Origin of the sequence: Paraburkholderia domus, from assembly GCF_905220705.1 — a bacterium.
Lineage (GTDB): Bacteria > Pseudomonadota > Gammaproteobacteria > Burkholderiales > Burkholderiaceae > Paraburkholderia > Paraburkholderia domus.
In genome coordinates this window covers 60231-77069 of the sequence record NZ_CAJNAT010000018.1, presented here as the reverse complement: position 1 = coordinate 77069, position 16839 = coordinate 60231, and the positions used below count along the sequence as shown (strand labels likewise).

At 65.1% G+C, this 16839-nt stretch carries 14 protein-coding genes; 6 read left to right on the top strand and 8 right to left on the bottom strand.

Annotated features, from left to right (window positions below; all coding sequences use genetic code 11):
• Nucleotides 1–869: 869 nt before the first annotated feature.
• The 6 genes from KHO31_RS25775 to fliF all read right to left on the bottom strand — a co-directional run bounded on the left by KHO31_RS25775 (nt 870) and on the right by fliF (nt 8034).
• Nucleotides 870–2399, bottom strand: a complete 1530-nt coding sequence (locus tag KHO31_RS25775) for a flagellar hook-length control protein FliK (protein WP_211624396.1) — start codon at nt 2397–2399, stop codon at nt 870–872.
• Nucleotides 2400–2460: 61 nt separating this feature from the next.
• Nucleotides 2461–2910, bottom strand: coding sequence for a flagellar export protein FliJ (gene fliJ / locus KHO31_RS25770; protein ID WP_201071301.1), 450 nt, complete (start codon nt 2908–2910; stop codon nt 2461–2463).
• 2 nt (nt 2911–2912) lie between these two features.
• Nucleotides 2913–4589, bottom strand: coding sequence for a flagellar protein export ATPase FliI (fliI, locus tag KHO31_RS25765; RefSeq protein ID WP_211624394.1), 1677 nt, complete (start codon nt 4587–4589; stop codon nt 2913–2915).
• Nucleotides 4583–5266, bottom strand: a complete 684-nt coding sequence (gene fliH, locus KHO31_RS25760; protein ID WP_201071297.1) for a flagellar assembly protein FliH — start codon at nt 5264–5266, stop codon at nt 4583–4585. Before fliH ends, fliI begins: the two co-directional genes overlap by 7 nt.
• Nucleotides 5253–6248, bottom strand: a complete 996-nt coding sequence (fliG, locus tag KHO31_RS25755) for a flagellar motor switch protein FliG (protein WP_201071295.1) — start codon at nt 6246–6248, stop codon at nt 5253–5255. Before fliG ends, fliH begins: the two co-directional genes overlap by 14 nt.
• Nucleotides 6238–8034, bottom strand: coding sequence for a flagellar basal-body MS-ring/collar protein FliF (gene fliF / locus KHO31_RS25750; protein ID WP_201071293.1), 1797 nt, complete (start codon nt 8032–8034; stop codon nt 6238–6240). Before fliF ends, fliG begins: the two co-directional genes overlap by 11 nt.
• Before the next feature lie 237 nt (nt 8035–8271).
• Between fliF and fliE the strand changes: the two genes are divergently transcribed.
• From fliE to KHO31_RS25725, 5 genes are all read left to right on the top strand, one after another.
• Nucleotides 8272–8607 carry a flagellar hook-basal body complex protein FliE gene (gene fliE, locus KHO31_RS25745; protein WP_201071291.1) on the top strand — a complete coding sequence of 112 codons (336 nt, stop codon included), beginning with the start codon at nt 8272–8274 and terminating at the stop codon, nt 8605–8607.
• 295 nt (nt 8608–8902) lie between these two features.
• Nucleotides 8903–9337 (top strand): flagellar export chaperone FliS, encoded by a 435-nt coding sequence (fliS, locus tag KHO31_RS25740; protein WP_201071290.1) that lies wholly within the window; start codon nt 8903–8905, stop codon nt 9335–9337.
• Nucleotides 9334–9660, top strand: coding sequence for a flagellar protein FliT (locus tag KHO31_RS25735; RefSeq protein ID WP_074281902.1), 327 nt, complete (start codon nt 9334–9336; stop codon nt 9658–9660). The genes fliS and KHO31_RS25735 overlap by 4 nt, the downstream gene beginning before the upstream one ends.
• An 81-nt stretch (nt 9661–9741) precedes the next feature.
• Nucleotides 9742–11187, top strand: a complete 1446-nt coding sequence (gene fliK, locus KHO31_RS25730) for a flagellar hook-length control protein FliK (RefSeq protein WP_201071287.1) — start codon at nt 9742–9744, stop codon at nt 11185–11187.
• Complete coding sequence (locus tag KHO31_RS25725) at nt 11187–11552, top strand: EscU/YscU/HrcU family type III secretion system export apparatus switch protein (protein WP_201071284.1); 366 nt, start codon at nt 11187–11189, stop codon at nt 11550–11552. The genes fliK and KHO31_RS25725 overlap by 1 nt, the downstream gene beginning before the upstream one ends.
• A gap of 7 nt (nt 11553–11559) precedes the next feature.
• On the opposite strand, the gene KHO31_RS25720 is transcribed toward KHO31_RS25725, so the two are convergent.
• Nucleotides 11560–12978: a coniferyl aldehyde dehydrogenase gene (locus KHO31_RS25720; protein WP_201071282.1), complete on the bottom strand. Its 1419-nt coding sequence runs from the start codon at nt 12976–12978 to the stop codon at nt 11560–11562.
• Between the two features lie 77 nt (nt 12979–13055).
• Complete coding sequence (locus KHO31_RS25715) at nt 13056–14741, bottom strand: isovaleryl-CoA dehydrogenase (protein ID WP_211624392.1); 1686 nt, start codon at nt 14739–14741, stop codon at nt 13056–13058.
• Between the two features lie 309 nt (nt 14742–15050).
• Here KHO31_RS25715 and KHO31_RS25710 point away from each other — a divergent pair, with 309 nt between their 5' ends.
• Nucleotides 15051–16709: a GMC family oxidoreductase gene (locus KHO31_RS25710; RefSeq protein WP_211624390.1), complete on the top strand. Its 1659-nt coding sequence runs from the start codon at nt 15051–15053 to the stop codon at nt 16707–16709.
• Nucleotides 16710–16839: the final 130 nt, after the last annotated feature.

Here is a 16839-nt window from a genome sequence, read left to right as displayed (position 1 = left end):
TCTGGCGGCGGGCAGGTTTTTGTTTGCCTGCGGTGTTGGGTTTTGCCTGATTTGTTTTGCCTTCGCGGCGCTTATTGTCTGGTTGCCTGTGGCGTTGGGCTTTCGTTGATCTGGCCTTTTGGCCTTTCCTTGAATTGTTAGTGGTCTATTAGCGTTGCCCCTGTGCGGGGCGGCACTTACTTTCTTTGCCGCCGCAAAGAAAGATAAGCAAAGAAAGCGGCTCACACCGCCAGCTCATAAGCGGGTCCCCTGGCTTGGAGGGGCAGTGGTGCATCTGGAATCGGTGTTCTCGCACATTCAGCCCTGGTGACAAGGCCGTCATACTTCCGGCGGCGCTGCGCGCGCCGAAAGGTACTTCATCAAACCGTCCGATTGTTCTCGCGCCCGCCTTCAATTTGGCACCGCGGCTCATCGTCCCACCGCGAACGCGCTAGAGACGCCGAGGCGAAGCCAATGACCCCCACCACACTCAACCGAAGCCCGGGGGTTTCCCATGCATACCCGTCCGCGACGCACGTAGTGCGGAGTGGGAGCTGATGACTCCTTTGTCACTAACGCTGAAGGCGCGAGGGCACGGATTCCAGATGCACCACTACCCCCTCCGAGCCAGGGGACCCACTTAAGAGCTGGCGGTGTGAGCCGCTTTCTTTGCTTATCTTTCTTTGCGGCGGCAAAGAAAGTAAGTGCCGCCCCGCACAGGGGCAACGCTAATAGACCAATATCAATTCAAGGAAAGGCCAAAGAGTCAGATCAAGGAAAGACCAACCCCGTAGGCTCACAGAAACAAGCACCGCGAACGCAACTCAAATCAAGCAAACCCCAACGCCGTAGGCAAAAAACCAAAGCGCCGCACAGGCAAAAAAGAACCATTAAGCAAACGTATCCACCAACCCCACACTACGCCGCACGGCAACATTAGCCACGACAGAATCAGAATCCGAACCACCGCCACCGGCAAAAGACCCGGCAGCTCCGCTGCTCCCCCCGCCGGAACGGCCGGAGTTCGAGCCCTGCTGCTGGCCGCTCTGCCGAGCAAACCCATCACTAACACTAGCGCTCCCCAACCCAATCCCATTGGACTCCATCGCCTCGCGAAGCTTCGGCAACGCTGCTTCGACAGCTTCCCGCACCTGCTGGTGCTGCGAAACAAACAACGCATGTGCATGGTTATCGGCAACCTGCAACACAACCTGTAGCGGCCCCAGATCCTTCGGATTCAAAGTCAGCTCGGCACTCTGCGAATGCGCATTCGACAAAAACACCACCTTCTGACTCAACGCATCTTCCCAATCCGTCGTGCCCACCTGGGGCGATAACGCATTCGCAGCTTCCGCCGCACCAGCGTTACCCGTCGTTTGAACGGCGGCCGTCGTACTCGCGGCGCCCGCTGCGGCCTGCCCGGCTGCCAGCGCAGCCGTCGCGGCATCGGCCGCGCTCTTGAACGACGTCAGATCGTCAGCTTGCGCACCACCGGCAGCCGTCGCGCTCAACGTGTCAGCCGCAGCCTTCGCTGCCGCCGATGGATCAGCCACCGTCGTGGCCGCCGCGGTCAACGCGGCCTTGCCCGCGCTCGTTCCCTTGCCGTCACCGAACAAGCCGGCTGCAAGCGTCTTGCCGTTCGCCGATCCGTTCAGTCCGTTGTTCGCGCCAGTACCCAGACCGCTCGCCGCCGTCGCAGCGTTCGCCGCCGCGCCGCTCGCCAACGCCTGCGCCGGAACCACGCCCTGGCCGCTCGCCAGCGCGGCCAGCGCCGCCTGCAAGGCGTCCTGCGCCGACTTCGGATCGGTTGCGGCAGTCTTTTTGCCCGTGGTGCCGCCCGTCGTCGTGTCCGTGCCCGTGCCGGGCAGCGTGGTCGCAGCATCAGTCAGCGCCGTGGCGGGATCTGCCGTCGCCGGGTCGGTGGCGCTGTTCGCGGAGGCCTGAGCTAGAGCCTGCGCCTGCGCAGCGGCCGCTGCCGCGTCGGCACCGGTTTGTGCGGTCGCGTTGCCTGACTTCGGCGGTGTCGCGTTGGTGTTGCCGGTCGAAGCCTGCTGTGTATTGGCAGAGGAAGCGCCCGACGATGACGCGGACGACGAGCCGGATGAGGATGCGCTCGTCGAGTTACCGTTGTTTGTGTTGCTGCTCGCGGCATCCGGGCTCTTCGTCGACGGATCGGGCGGCGGCGCGTCGTGCACGCTCGACGACGATGCCGAGGACGACGAACCGGAAGAAGACGAAGAAGAAGACGACGGCGCCGGCGGCTTGCTTGCGCTTTGCGCGGCCGCGTTGTTTTGCAGGTTGATGCTCTGCTGCAAGGTTTGCGAGAACGGCTTGGCGTTTACCGCAGCGGCCATGGCCGCGCTGGTGGGCGTGCTGCTGGCAACGCCGAGCAGTGAGCCGATTTGTGAAAGAAGCGACATTGGGAATCCTGTCAATCGGTCAAACGGGGTGTTCGGTCAATCGAGGTGGCGCTCGGGTGGGTCAGACGCCCTCGGCGCGCATCCTCAGAATGCGGGCGGCGTGTTCGTCGGAGTCGCGCTGGTCGCGTCGCGCCACGGTTTTTGCTTCGGCAGCTTCGCCACGCGTCCGCAACACTTCATACGAACCGAGCTTCTGTTTCTGGCGCTGCCAGTCGGGCTTGGCAGTCTCGACGCGTGCATTGGCGGTCACTAGCAGGTTGCGCTGCTGTTCGATGGCGGCGTCGAGCGTGTCGATAAATGCCTGGAAATTGCGCATGTTGCCCGCGGGCATGCCCGTCTGGGCGGTCGCGGTGAAGCGCGCGTGATATTCGTCGCGGTACTGCACCAGCGCGTCGAGTTGCGACTGCACGTCGTTGCGCTCGCGCTGCGCGCGGCCCAGACGTTGTGCGGCGGCATCGACATCGTCCTGCGCTAGGCCAATGAGGGTCTTGATCGGAAAGTGATTCGCCATCGTCAGCCTCCTTGGGCAAACAGAGCGTCCAGCATGTCGAGACTCGGTTCAAAGTTCGCGCACTCGCGAAAACCTTGCTGCAAAAACGCTTCCATCCGCGGATACAGCGCAATTGCGCGGTCGAGCAGCGCGTCGCGCCCGCTTGAATAGGCGCCGACGTTGATCAGATCGCGGTTGCGCTGATAGCGCGACAGCATCTGCTTGAACATACGCGTCTTGTCGAGATGGTTATCGTCGATCAGCGCGGTCATTGCCCGGCTAATCGAGGCTTCGATGTCGATCGCCGGATAGTGGCCAGCCTCGGCGAGCGAGCGCGACAGCACGATATGGCCGTCGAGAATCGCCCGCGCGGAATCGGCGATCGGGTCCTGCTGGTCGTCGCCTTCGGTCAGCACGGTGTAGAACGCGGTGATCGAACCGCCGCCCGCCGGGCCGTTGCCGGTCCGCTCGACGAGCGCCGGAAGTTTGGCGAACACCGAAGGCGGATAGCCCTTGGTGGCGGGCGGCTCGCCCACCGCCAGCGCGATTTCGCGCTGCGCCATCGCGTAACGGGTCAGCGAATCCATCAGCAGCAGCACGTGCTTGCCCTGATCGCGAAAATATTCGGCGAGCGAAGTCGAGTACGACGCGGCCTGCATCCGCAAAAGCGGCGAGACGTCGGCCGGTGCGGCGATGACGACCGAGCGGGCGAGGCCTTCCTCGCCGAGAATCTGTTCGATGAATTCCTTCACTTCGCGGCCGCGTTCGCCGATCAGACCGATCACGATCACCTCGGCGCTGGTGTAGCGGGCCATCGTGCCGAGCAGCACCGATTTGCCGACGCCCGAGCCGGCGAACAGGCCCATGCGCTGGCCGCGGCCCACGGTCAGGAGCGCGTTGATCGCGCGCACGCCGACGTCGAGCACCTTGTGAATCGGCTCGCGATTCAGCGGGTTAATGACCGGTGAGGACAGTGGCGCGTCAGCATGCGTGCCGAGCGGGCCGAGTCCGTCGAGCGGGCGGCCGGACGCATCAAGCACGCGGCCGAGCAATTCCCAGCCGACCGGCAGGCGTTTCGCGCCCGCCATGGGATCGGCGATGGGCGCGCTTTCGAGCGGATAAACGCGCGCGCCGGGCAGGAGGCCGATCACTTCGGTAGTCGGCATCAGAAACAGTTTGTCGCCGGAGAAGCCGACTACTTCGGCTTCTGCCATCGCCAGCGAACTGCCGAACGGCAGTTCGATCATCACTTCGGCGCCCACCGAAAGGCGCAGGCCAACCGCCTCGAGCACCAGACCGGCGGCGCGCGTCAACCGTCCGCAGGCACGCATCGGCTTGGCGATCGCGTTGCGCGCGCGTAGCGCGTCGAGCCGGCCGCGCCAGGCTTGCATGTGCGGGTTGCTGTCGAGAGCGGGATCGTAAGGGGTGTGGGCGGCGGGGGGGGAAGCGGGGCTCGAAGCGGCATTTGAAGCGGCGAATTCGCGGCTCGCCGCCACGCCCCTCGCTGGATGAACATTAGCCGGATGGCCGGCCCCCGGATCGCGCAGCGCCGATTCGATGGCTGCAATGGCTTCCGCAGCGGACGGGGGGGCAGCCGGCACATCCACCAGCGCCTCGGCGCCGAACGAGGCCAGCGCCAGCTCGCGTTCGAGCGGCGTCAGATCGCTGGCGCGGATCTCTTCGAGCGTCGGCTTCACCATGTGCTCACTTTGCCGAGTGCGGCAGCGACGCGTTCCCAGCGCGTGTCGATGCCGGCGTCGACCTCACCGGTGCCGGCCTGCGCGCGGCAGCCGCCGCGTTCGACCGACGGATCGGTACGCACGGTCCAGCCACGCGTTTGCAGTTCTTCCATCAGATAGGCTTCGACGACCGGCAGGTCGGCGGGGCTGACGATCAGCGCGGGCGCGCCGACCAGCGCCGGTTCGGTGGCCAGCACCTCACGGGCAGCGGCAATCAGCGCGGTCGGATCGTGCTGCACATGCTGGCGCACCACCTGTTGCGCGATGTCCAGCGCCAACGCAACCAGCGTCTCGGAGATCGCGCCTTGCGCGCCGTCGAGTGCTGCCTTGAAGGTTTCGGCCAGCGCGGCAAGACGCGCCGCTTCTTCACGCGCTTCGCTTTGGCCCTGCTCGAAACCCTGTGCGTGACCTTGCTCGTAACCGGCCTGATAACCGAGCGCCTGCCCGGCGACGTGACCCGTCGCGATGCCCTGTGCATGCGCGGCGTCGCGTAGACGTTCGAGTTCGGCTTCGAAAGCGCCGTCGTCGACTTCGGGTTCGGGCGGCGCGGGCGGCACCGGATCGAACGAGGCCATCTCCCAGCGCTGGTAGGCCGAGAGGCTTTCCTTTGCCGAGGAGTTCTGATCAGACATATGCATCTTCCGCCTTGCCGCCTAGAACGATCTGGCCGCTTTCCGCCAGATTGCGCACGATCTGCAGGATGCGGCGCTGCTGCGTCTCGACTTCGGAGACGCGGACCGGGCCGCGCGCATCGAGGTCTTCGGCGAGCAGTTCGGCAGCACGCTGCGACATGTTCGACAGGAACTTCTGGCGCAGCGCGGGCGGCGCGCCCTTCAGCGAGATGATCAACGCCTCGGACTCGACTTCCTTCAGCAACAGCTGGATCGCGCGGTCTTCCAGATCGAGCAGGTTCTCGAACACAAACATCTGATCAATGATCTTCTGCGCGAGTTCCGCGTCGTATTGGCGAACGTTCTCGATAACGCCTTCTTCATGGTTGCTCGACATGAAGTTGAGAATTTCGGCCGCCGTGCGGATGCCGCCCATCGGGCTGCGCTTGAGGTTGTCGCTGCCGGACAGGAGGCCCGTCAGCACATCGTCGAGTTCGCGCAGCGCGGCCGGCTGGATACCGTCGAGCGTTGCGATCCGCAACAGCACGTCGTTACGCAGACGCTCGGTGAAGCAGGCGACGATTTCCGAAGCCTGATCGCGGTCCAGGTGAACGAGGATGGTCGCGATGATCTGCGGGTGCTCGTTCTTGATGAGTTCGGCCACCGCCGCGGAGTCCATCCACTTGAGGCCTTCGATGCCGCTGGTATCGCTGCCCTGCAGAATCCGGTCGATGATCGCGCCGGCCTTGTCGTCGCCGAGCGCCTTGGTGAGCACCGAACGGATGTACTCGCTCGAATCGAGCGACATGCCGGTGTGCGTTTCCGCCTCGCGGACGAACTCCTGCAAGACCTCGTCGACCTGCTCACGCGTCACGCTTTTCAGCGCGGCCATGGCGACGCCGATCTTCTGAACCTCACGCGGCCCGAGGAACTTGAACACCTGCGCGGCTTCTTCCTCGCCGATCGACATCAGCAGGAGCGCGCTCTTCATTACGCCTTCAGCGCTCATCAGTCACCCAATTTTTCACGACGGTTGCGACGATCTTCGGATCCTGGCGCGCGATGTTGCGCGCGAACTCCAGGTTCCGCTCGTATTTGTGTTTGGCGCTTTCGAGCGCGAGCATTTCGCTGTCCGTTTCCAGCTGGACGACTGAGCCCTCGCGTTCGGCGGCCGGAATGCCGTCGAGCAGGATCGGCTCGTCGCCCGGCGACGGCAGCGCTGCGGCGGCGACCGACTCAGGCGGCGGGAAGGCGCGGCGCAGCGCCGGCTTCACCATCACGAAGTAGAGGAACAGGGCGACTGCGCCGATGCCGAGGTAGGTCGCGATCTGCTTGGCAAGCGCGATCATGTCCGGCGTGCGCCACCACGGCAGGTCGGCATTCGGATCGATGTCGACGGAGAACGGGCTGTTGACCACGTTGACCGAGTCGCCGCGCGCCTGGTCGAAACCCATTGCGTCCTTCACCAGCTGGTTGACCTGCGCGAGTTTGTCGGCGGTAACCGGTTGCATCGTCGCGTGACCTTTGGCGTCCACCACCCGCAGATAGTTGACCACCACCGCCACCGACAGGCGCTTGATGCCGCCCATCGGCTGCTCCAGATGGCGCACGGTCTTGTCGAGTTCGTAGTTGGTGGTCGAGTCCTTGCGGTCGCTGACCGGCGTCGTGGTGACGCCCGGCGTGCCGTTACCCGCCGTGATCGGTGCGGAAGCGGGCTGCGGCGGCTGGTTCGACAGGGCGCCCGGCACGCCCGAGGCGGCCGCTTGCGACATTTCGGTGGCGGTGCTCGATTGCTGGCTGCGGATCGCCGCCTGCTGCGGGGTGCCGTTCGGGCCGTAATTTTCCGAGGTCTGCTCGCTGCGCGAGAAGTCGATATCGGCACTGACCTGCGAATGCGCGTTGCCGGCGCCGAACAGGGGCGACAGGATCGCGTCGATGCGTTGCTGGGTGTTGCGTTCGATCTGCTGGCGATACTTCAGTTGCGAGGCATCCAGCCCGCTGCCGGTGGACGGCTGCGTCAGCAGATTGCCGTCCTGATCGAGGATGGTCACGCCCTTCACCGGCATATCCGGCACCGCCGACGACACCATATGGGTGATCGCCATCACCTGGCCTTCATCGAGCGCGCGGCCCGGGTAAAGGTTGACCAGCACGGAAGCAGACGGCGCTTCCTTGTCGCGCACGAACACGGAAGGCTTCGGAATGGCCAGATGCACGCGCGCCGACTTCACCGACGAAATCGACTCGATCGTGCGCTCCAGCTCGCCTTCCAGCGCGCGCTGGTAATTGATCTGTTCGGCGAACTGACTGATGCCGAACTTCTGGTTGTCCATCAGTTCGAAGCCGACCGAACCGCTCTTGGGCAGACCTTGCGAAGCGAGGCGCAAACGCATTTCATGCACCTGCTCGGACGGCACGAGGATCGCGCCACCGGCGTCGGAAAACTTGTAGGGGATGTTGGCCGCCTGCAGCGCGGTGATGATGGCGCCGCCGTCGCGGTCCGACAGGTTGCTGTAGAGCACCTTGTAGTCCGGAGCGCGCGACCACAGGAACAGACCCGCGACGATGGCGACCAGCAGCGCGACCGCGAAGATCAGCGGGGCGCGCGGGTTGCCTCGCATTTGTGCGAGACCCGACAGACGCTGGCCGAAATTGCCGCCCAGGTTGCTTCCCAGGCCGCCGAGGTCCGCTGCGCCGCCGGCCTGGCCGGTGCCGGCAGCACCGGCGCCAGGCTGCGCGCCGGCGAGGCCCATGCGGGCATCGGGGTTGATCAAAGAGTTGGCTGACGAATCCATGCGTCGGGTATCTCCGGGATGCCTTTGCGTTCTGCCGCTTGAGCGCACCGAGGGTCGGCGGGCGTGCGGACAGAGACTTTCACCCTTGAAATTATCCGCAGCGCGGCTCAACCCGATTGCTTGAATAGAGCCGGGTTTCCCCCCTAGTTTCGGGGCTTTCCCGGATAACCCACTGCTATGCTTTCGTCCAGATCGGTACGGTTTCTGGCATGCCGGTCGTCATTCCCTGGAGAGAACATGACTTTGCCCGTGAACGCGCTCTCGTCGGCGCTGCAACAGATGCAGTCGATGGCAGCGCAAGCGGCCGGTAGCAGCAGCCCGGTCGCCGACCAGTCCGGCGCGGCGACGGCCGGCGGTTTCGCCTCGGCGCTGAAGGCGTCGTTGGACAAGATCAGCGGCGATCAGACCAAGGCGGTCGGCGAATCGCAGGCGTTTGAACTCGGCGCGTCCAACGTCTCGCTCAACGACGTGATGGTCGATATGCAGAAGGCCAACGTCGGCTTCCAGTTTGGCCTGCAGGTGCGCAACAAACTGGTGTCGGCCTATAACGACATCATGCAGATGTCGGTGTGAGTGCGATTCGGGCGGCAGGGCTGTTCCGTCCGCCCGAACGCACCCGCCCGGATGCAACGCTGTGCGGCTGCACCGCAGGACTGTCCGCCCGGCGCGCCCTTGAGGTGCTTCGTGGCAGGCGGCCTTGCCGCGCCCAGCGCGATATCGGCCCTATCGGCTCCTTAATCCTCCTTACATCGGCCTAAAGCTTTCCCGCTGCCTATCCGATAACCAGATACAGGCAGAAATCAGGGTGCGGCAACATGCCCGGATGGGGTGCCACGACCAACTGCAGTGCAAGAGAGGAGGAGCGCCGATGTTTTCCCCAGGACACTCTGGAGCCAATGCGTACGCACGCGTCGGCGTCGAGACAGGGGTGATGGGCGCGAGTCCGCATCGTCTGATCGTGATGTTGTATCAGGGCGCCCGGCAAGCGATTGCGCAGGCACGCATGCATGTGCAGCAAGGCAATGTGCCGGCTCGTGGTGAGGCGATCGGCAAGGCGATTCAGATCGTCGAAAGCGGGCTGCAACTTTCGCTGAACCTTGAGGTGGGCGGCGAGGTTGCAGAGCGGTTGGACGCGCTATATACCTATATGTCGCGCCGGCTGCTCGAGGCCAATATAAAACAGAGCGAGGCAATGCTGGTCGAGGTCGATGGCCTGCTGGCGACACTCGAAGAGGCATGGATCGGGATTGCCCCGGAGATCGCGCGGATGGCAGCCCAGCCGGCCGCGGAAAGCATGAGATGACATCGAACGCAGAATATTTCGCCCGCTACGAGGCGATTGCAGCGATTTCCCGCCGCATGCTGACGGCTGCCCGGCGCGCCCTGTGGAACGATCTGGTCCACTTGCAGGAGGACTATCGGAAGTTGGTGGACGCGTTGAAGGACGCGGAAACCGGCGTCAGACTGGACGATGCGGAGCGCCTGCGCAAATACGCACTGATCCGGCAGATCCTGGCCGACGACGCGGCGATCCGCGATCTGGCGAATCCGCGCATGGCCAATCTGTCGGCGCTGTTCGCCGGACGGCCGACTCGCGTGCTCAAGGAACTGTACGGGGCGCGCTGAGTTTGCCTGCGGGCACCGCGCTGCCTGAGTCCGGCTGACGGTATTTGAGCGCGCTGCCGCCAATGTGACCAAGGAATCGGTATGAACGGAATCGACGCGGTCGTCACTTCGCTGCTCGCGAACCGGGTCGACAGTCTGCTCAATCTCGCGCCGGGTAGTGCGACCGCCTCGCAGACCGGTGCTGCGGGCGTCGATACCGAGGTTCTTAATACCACCCCCGTTGCGCCCCCGGCGACACCGCCGGCTTCTGCGCAAACCGCGCTGTCCGCCGTCGCGCTCACGCTCAATGCGATCGTGAGCTCGGGCGGCGAGGCGACTCCGGCGGTGCTCGGCCAGACGCCGATCTGGCCGGCTGCGCCGGCGCTCGACGTCGAGGCCGGCGGTTTGCCACTCTTCGATACGGCGGCTACGAGCGCTGCTTCATCCGCGAATCCGAATACTGCCGGTGCTGCCGGTACTGCCGGTACCACGGGTGCCGCCAGTACCGCGGCGACCGCCAATGTGGCGGCGGCTCAGGTGCCCGTCGCGGCGCTCGCGGCCGCGCTCGAACGGACGGTTGGCGACAGCGGCCTGTTCTACGAATCCCATCTCGCGCAATGGCTGGCCGGCCAGCGCCCGCCGGCCGCCCTGGCTAGCGAGGCGCAAAACAAGCTGGTGGCCGCCGCCGCGCAATTGCCGCTCGACTGGGCGAGCGACGCCGATCAGGCCGCTTCCCCGAATGGGACAGGCCGGCCAGGCATGGGCGCGGGCCCCAACGGTCCGGCCAACGGCGCACCGGACGGCAATGCGGCCGCCCGCGCGATGCCGTCCATCCAGACCGCGCAGGCTGCACGCTTTGTGGCCGGCGAGGTGCTGGCGAGCTCTCTTTCCGATCTGAACGGCCAGCCGGCGCACTCGATGCGCAGCGCCGCGGCGCAACTGGCCGACGACGGCTCATCGCAAAACCCGCAATCGATGGCGGCCGCGGTTCATCCCGCGACCGTTCCTTTGGTGCGCCAGCAACTCGATCTGCTCGCCACCGGGCAGTTTCGCTGGACCGGCGAAGCATGGCCGGGCGCCAAGCTCGACTGGACCATCGAGCAGGACGGCGACGAATGGGACCGCAGCGGCGGCGGCACAGCGAGCGAGGACGATCAGCCCTGGCGTACGCGACTGACGCTTTCGCTGCCGACGCTCGGCACGGTCGATGCGGACTTGACGCTGACCGGCACGCGGCTCGTCGCGCGCGTACAGGCCAGTCCGGGCGGCGCGGCACGGCTCGCGATGCAGGGTGAGAACTTTCGTCAGCGGCTCGCGGCAGCGGGCATCGAGCTGAGCGGGCTGACGATTCGCGAGATCGGCGGCGGCTTGCCGGCTACCGCGGCGGGTGCCGCAGGTGCTGCGGCGGCCGGGCAGGCAGCAGCGTCGGCGTACGCACGCTCGGCTTCGGCTGCCTCGTCAGCTGACAAGGCGCCAGCAGGGCGCCGCACGACGCGTGTCACCGGTCCGGGAGTTGCGCCGCTCGACGACTTCGATTGGGATATGTGATGAGCCGCAAACATCGCCGCAGCGCGGCCGCGCTCGTCTACGACGCAAAAGGCAGCGATCCCGCACCGCGCGTGATCGCCAAAGGCTACGGCATGCTGGCCGAGATGATCGTACAGCGTGCCAAGGAAGCCGGCCTCTATGTGCATGAGGCGCCGGAAATGGTCTCGTTGCTGATGCAGGTCGACCTCGATACGCGGATTCCGCCGCAGCTTTATCAGGCGGTGGCGGAGTTGCTGGCGTGGCTGCACCGGCTGGAAAGCGGCGCCGAGGATGAGCCCGAAAGCGGCGTAGCCGCCGCGCAGGACGTCACCGATGTGGTCGCCACGGATATTGCGGATGTTTCCGGTGGGGCGCCGGGGCGCTGAGTGCCCATCAAAACCGCATCATCAGTTTCAGCAGCGCATTCACCCGCTTGCCGTACGGCGGCGAGATCCATCCGCGTGCGTTCAGGCGCGCCTGCGTCAGGATCGGCTTCATCTTCGAGAAGGTCACGAAGCCTTCGTAACCGTGATACGCACCCATTCCGCTCGCGCCGACACCGCCGAACGGCAGGCTTTCGCACGCCAGATGCATCAGCGTTTCGTTGATCGCCATGCCGCCCGCGATGGTGTCGCGCGTGACGCGCTCGATGGTCGCGGTGTCGTCGGCGTAGAGATACAGCGCGAGCGGACGCGGACGCGTGTTGATCCATGCGATGGCGTCGTCGAGCGTGTCGTACGGGACGATCGGCAGCAGCGGGCCAAAGATTTCCTCCTGCATCAGCGCGCTTTCATCCGGCGCATTCGTGACGGCGATCAGCGGGAAGCGGCGGCTTGCCTCGTCCGGCGTGCTGTCGGTGAGCGTGTGCAGTTGCGCGCCGGCGGCCTGCGCTTCGTCGGCGAGACGTTGCAGCCGTGCGAAATGCCGCTCCGAGATAATCGACGTGTAGTCGAGGTTGTGCGCAAAGTCGGGATACATCTTCGCCATCCGCGCGCGCGCCCGCTCGATGAACGCCTGCTCCTTGCCGCGCGGCACCAGCACGTAGTCCGGCGCGACGCAGGTCTGGCCCGCGTTGAGCGTCTTGCCGGCAACGAGGTTATCCACCGCGTTGTCGAAGCGCGCGTGCTGCCCGATGATGGCCGGCGACTTGCCGCCGAGCTCCAGCGTGACCGGCGTCAGATGTTCGGCGGCGGCGCGCATCACTTCATGGCCGACCTTGGTTGAGCCGGTGAACAGCAGATGATCGAACGGTTGCGCGCTGAACGCGGCGGCGAGCGTGGCGTCGCCGTTCACTACGGCGACGTGATCGCGCGCGAAGGTCTGGCCGATCAGCTGCTCGAATAGCGCCGAGGTGCGCGGCGTCAGTTCGGACATCTTGATGATGGCGCGGTTGCCGGCCGTCAGGGCACTGATCAGCGGGCCGGCGGCGAGCAGCACCGGATAATTCCACGGCACGATGATGCCGACCACGCCGAGCGGCTGCGGGACGACTTTCGCGCGCGCCGGCATCAGCCATTTGCTGGTGCTGCGGCGTTGCGCTCTCATCCAGCGCTTGCCGTGCCTGAGCGCGGCGTCGATCTCTTCCTTGATCAGTAGGAATTCGGCGAGTAGGACTTCCTGTTTCGCGCGATTGCCGAAGTCGGCGTTCATGGCGTCGGCGAGTGCGTCGCGGTTGTCGAGCATGACTTTGCGCAGTGCTTTCAGATGTCCGGCGCGAGCTTCCCACGACGGATACGGCGCGCGTAAGTAAGCATGGCGCTGCTCGCGCAGCAATGCTTCGAGCGCGGCGACCTCCGGCAGATCGTTCTTCATGTATGCCCACTCCCTGATGGATAACGTTGCGCGTCGAGTCGCGCTTATTGATGTCTTGCCGGTCTGTCCACTTCGTATCAAGCCGGAAATGCCCGCTCGATGATTGCCGCGTGGTCGAACGTCGCCGGTAGCGTGCCGTACACGCGGCCGCTCTCGCCGCAGCCGTCGGCGAGACGCGTCGCGATGAAGGCATCGGCCACTTCCGGCGGCGCGTGCTTCACCAGCAAGGTGGCTTGCGCGATCAGCACGATCTGTTGCGCGATCCGTCGCGCGGATGCTTCGCGATGCTCGGCGGGTCCGTTGAGCGTGGCGACGAGCCTGCCGAGCGCGGCGCTCAAATCCGGGTGCCCTTGCGCGTCCGCTTGCCACGCGGCGAACAAGGCCTGCGCCGCTTCGGGCTCGCGCTCCATGGCGCGCAGCACGTCGAGACACATGACATTGCCCGAGCCTTCCCAGATCGAATTCACCGGCGCTTCACGATAGAAGCGCGCCATCGGACCGGTTTCGACATAACCGTTGCCGCCCCAGACTTCCATTGCCTCGCCGGTGAATTCGAGCGTGCGTTTGCAGACCCAGAACTTCGCCGCCGGGGTCACGATCCGGCGCCATGCGCGCTCGGCCGGCGCGGCCGTCGACGCATCGGCGGACGCTTCAAATGCCCGTGCGAGCCGCATGAACAGCACCGTCGCGGCTTCCGATTCCAACGCCAGGTCGGCGAGCACATTACGCATCAGCGGCTGATCGGCCAGATGCCGGCCGAAGGCGCTGCGGTGCCGCGCATGGTGAATCGCCTGCACCAGCGCCGCACGCATCAAGGCTGCGCTGCCGATCACACAATCGAGCCGCGTGTAGTTCGCCATTTCGATGATGGTCGGCACGCCGCGGCCTTCGTCGCCGATCATGATGCCGAACGCATCGAAGAACTCGACTTCACTGCTGGCATTCGAGCGATTGCCGAGCTTGTCTTTCAGACGCTGGATCTGCACGGCGTTCTTGCTGCCGTCCGGCGCGAAACGCGGCACGTAAAAGCACGACAGGCCTTCGTGGTCGTCAGTGCGGGCGAGCACCAGATGCGCGTCGCATTGCGGCGCGGAGAAAAACCATTTGTGACCGACGAGGCGGTATTCGCCGCCGCGGCCGCTGCCGCGCGTGGCATGCGCGCGGGTCTGGTTGCTGCGCACGTCCGAGCCGCCTTGTTTCTCGGTCATACCCATGCCGATCATGGCCGAGGTTTTTTGCGTGAGCGGCACGTCGCGCGGATCGTGTTCGCGGGCGTAGAGCTTGTCACGGAGCGTCTCGAACAACGCGGGTTCGCGCTGCAGCACCGGGATGCTCGCGAAGGTCATCGTCAACGGGCAGAGGGAGCCGGATTCGAGTTGCGCGTGCAGGAAGTAGCCGGCGCAACGCGCGACCATTGCGCCGCGCTGCGGATCCGAAAACGGGAGCGCGTGCAGGCCCTCACGGCGCAACAGCGACAGCAGCGTATGCCACGAAGGATGAAACTCCAGCGCGTCGATGCGTTCGCCGCGCGGGTTGTGCGTGAAAAGTTCGGGCGTGTGGCGGTTCGCCAGTTCGGCGAGCGCGAGTGTCTCCGGCGTGGTGAGCGCCGCGCCGTGCCGCTGCAGCGCCTCGCGATGCCACGCGGCGCCTTCGCGTTCGAGGGCGGCAGACAAAGCCACGTCGCTCGAAAACAGGTTGTAGTCCGCAAGCGGAGGCGCCTGATTTGTCACGTCGTGGGTGTGGTCGAAGCTATGCCGTTCCATCTGCTGTCTCCGTTCACCGGATGCGCGCCGTCGCTGATCGACGGCGTGCTGTTTTATCGTGGCGTGTCGTGCTGCACGCTTAAAGGATGACGCGCTGGGCGCTGTGTTTGAATGCCTTGCGCCGCAGCCTGTCGGGCGCATGCGCGTCTTTCATCATAGGGTCGCGGGAGGGCTTTCGTTTAGAGGGATCGCTCTGACACCAACCCGCCGTCGCGCCCGAACGCTCCCTACAATGCCGATGAAACACACGTAGACAAGTGTGAACGCGACAGGGGCCGCGAGCAACGCGGCCTCCACCAGGAGGAGCGGATGCAATACGACTACATTATCGTCGGTGCGGGCTCAGGCGGCTGCTCGCTCGCGAGCCGTCTGGCGGATAGCTGCCCCGACGCAACGATCGCCCTGATCGAAGCCGGCCCCCATACGGACCGCAATCTCTTCGTGAACATGCCGGTAGGCGTGGCGGCCGTCGTGCCGCACAAACTCAAGACCAACTACGGCTATCTGACGACACCCCAGCCGGGGCTCGGCGGACGCCAGGGCTATCAGCCGCGTGGGAGGGGCTTCGGCGGGTCGAGCGCGATCAACGCGATGATCTACACGCGCGGCCATCCGCTCGATTACGACGAATGGGCGCAGCTCGGCTGCGAAGGCTGGTCCTGGGCAGACGTGCTGCCGTATTTCCGCCGCGCCGAAGGCAACGAGCGCGGCGCCGATGCATGGCACGGCGCGGACGGGCCACTGACGGTGTCCGATCTGCGCTATCGCAATCCGTTTTCGAAGCGTTTCGTGCAGGCTGCGACCGAAGCCGGTTACAAACCGAACAGCGACTTCAACGGCGCGGATCAGGAAGGCGTCGGCTTCTATCAGGTAACGCAGCGCGACGGGCGCCGCTGCAGCGTCGCGCGCGCCTATATCTACGACCGCGAACGCCCCAATCTCCATACGATCGCCGATGCGACGGTGCTGCGCGTGACCTTCGACGGCAAGCGCGCGAGCGGTGTCGAAATCGTGCGCGGCGGCCGTACCGAAACGCTGGAAGCGCGCGCCGAGGTCGTGCTGGCAGCGGGCGCGTTCAATTCACCGCAACTGCTGATGTGCTCGGGTATCGGGCCGGCTGTGCATCTCCAGTCTCTGGGCATCGCGGTACTCCACGATGCGCCCGAAGTCGGCCAGAACCTGATCGACCACGTCGACTTCACGATCAACAAACGGGTGTCGTCGATCGAACCGACCGGCTTTTCGATTCGCGGCATCGCGCGGATGCTGCCGCAGTTTGTGACTTTCATGCGGCATGGCCGCGGCATGCTGTCGAGCAACGTCGCCGAAGCGGGCGGCTTTCTGAAGAGCCGGCCGACGCTCGATCGTCCGGACCTGCAACTGCATTTCTGCGCGGCGATCGTCGACGATCACAACCGCCATATGCACTGGGGCCACGGTTATTCGCTGCACGTGTGCGTGCTGCGGCCGCATAGCCGTGGCACGGTGACGCTCGCCAGCGCCGACGCGCGCACGGCGCCCGTGATCGATCCGCGTTTTTTCAGCGACTCGCGCGATCTCGACCTGCTGGTGGAAGGTGCACAGATGGCGCGGCGCATTCTCGACGCGCCTTCGCTCGCGCTGCATGGCGGCAAGGAGCTGTACACGCATTCTGGCCAGACGGCGGCGGAATTGCGTCGGACCATTGCGGAGCATGCGGACACGATCTTTCACCCGGTAGCAACGTGCCGCATGGGCGGCGACGCGCACTCGGTGGTCGATCCGCAGTTGCGGGTGCGCGGCGTGACAGGGCTGCGGATCGTCGATGCATCGGTAATGCCGACGCTGATCGGCGGCAACACCAATTCGCCGACCGTGATGATTGGTGAGCGCGCGGCTGAACTGATCGCGGCGAGCCGGCGCGAGGGGCAAAAGGTGTCGGCGGCGTCGCCCGATGTTGCCGGCGTGACAGCCCATCAATATTCCTAATTTGGCTCGCAAATATAAGAATATTTAGGCGAACGTCTGCTAATTCGTCATAAATTGTGCCACTTCGTTTATGAGATTTCCCCAAACCTATAATCGCGCCGCGAAAAAGAGCGCGTCAGGTGACGCGTTC

Coding starts and splice junctions, on each gene's coding strand:
- fliJ (WP_201071301.1), bottom strand. CDS start 2,910: ATGGCGAATCACTTTCCGATCAAGACCCTCATTGGCCTAGCGCAGGAC.
- fliI (WP_211624394.1), bottom strand. CDS start 4,589: ATGGTGAAGCCGACGCTCGAAGAGATCCGCGCCAGCGATCTGACGCCG.
- KHO31_RS25710 (WP_211624390.1), top strand. CDS start 15,051: ATGCAATACGACTACATTATCGTCGGTGCGGGCTCAGGCGGCTGCTCG.
- KHO31_RS25735 (WP_074281902.1), top strand. CDS start 9,334: ATGACATCGAACGCAGAATATTTCGCCCGCTACGAGGCGATTGCAGCG.
- KHO31_RS25715 (WP_211624392.1), bottom strand. CDS start 14,741: ATGGAACGGCATAGCTTCGACCACACCCACGACGTGACAAATCAGGCG.
- KHO31_RS25725 (WP_201071284.1), top strand. CDS start 11,187: ATGAGCCGCAAACATCGCCGCAGCGCGGCCGCGCTCGTCTACGACGCA.
- fliG (WP_201071295.1), bottom strand. CDS start 6,248: ATGAGCGCTGAAGGCGTAATGAAGAGCGCGCTCCTGCTGATGTCGATC.
- fliH (WP_201071297.1), bottom strand. CDS start 5,266: ATGCATATGTCTGATCAGAACTCCTCGGCAAAGGAAAGCCTCTCGGCC.
- fliS (WP_201071290.1), top strand. CDS start 8,903: ATGTTTTCCCCAGGACACTCTGGAGCCAATGCGTACGCACGCGTCGGC.
- KHO31_RS25775 (WP_211624396.1), bottom strand. CDS start 2,399: ATGTCGCTTCTTTCACAAATCGGCTCACTGCTCGGCGTTGCCAGCAGC.
- KHO31_RS25720 (WP_201071282.1), bottom strand. CDS start 12,978: ATGAAGAACGATCTGCCGGAGGTCGCCGCGCTCGAAGCATTGCTGCGC.
- fliF (WP_201071293.1), bottom strand. CDS start 8,034: ATGGATTCGTCAGCCAACTCTTTGATCAACCCCGATGCCCGCATGGGC.
- fliE (WP_201071291.1), top strand. CDS start 8,272: ATGACTTTGCCCGTGAACGCGCTCTCGTCGGCGCTGCAACAGATGCAG.
- fliK (WP_201071287.1), top strand. CDS start 9,742: ATGAACGGAATCGACGCGGTCGTCACTTCGCTGCTCGCGAACCGGGTC.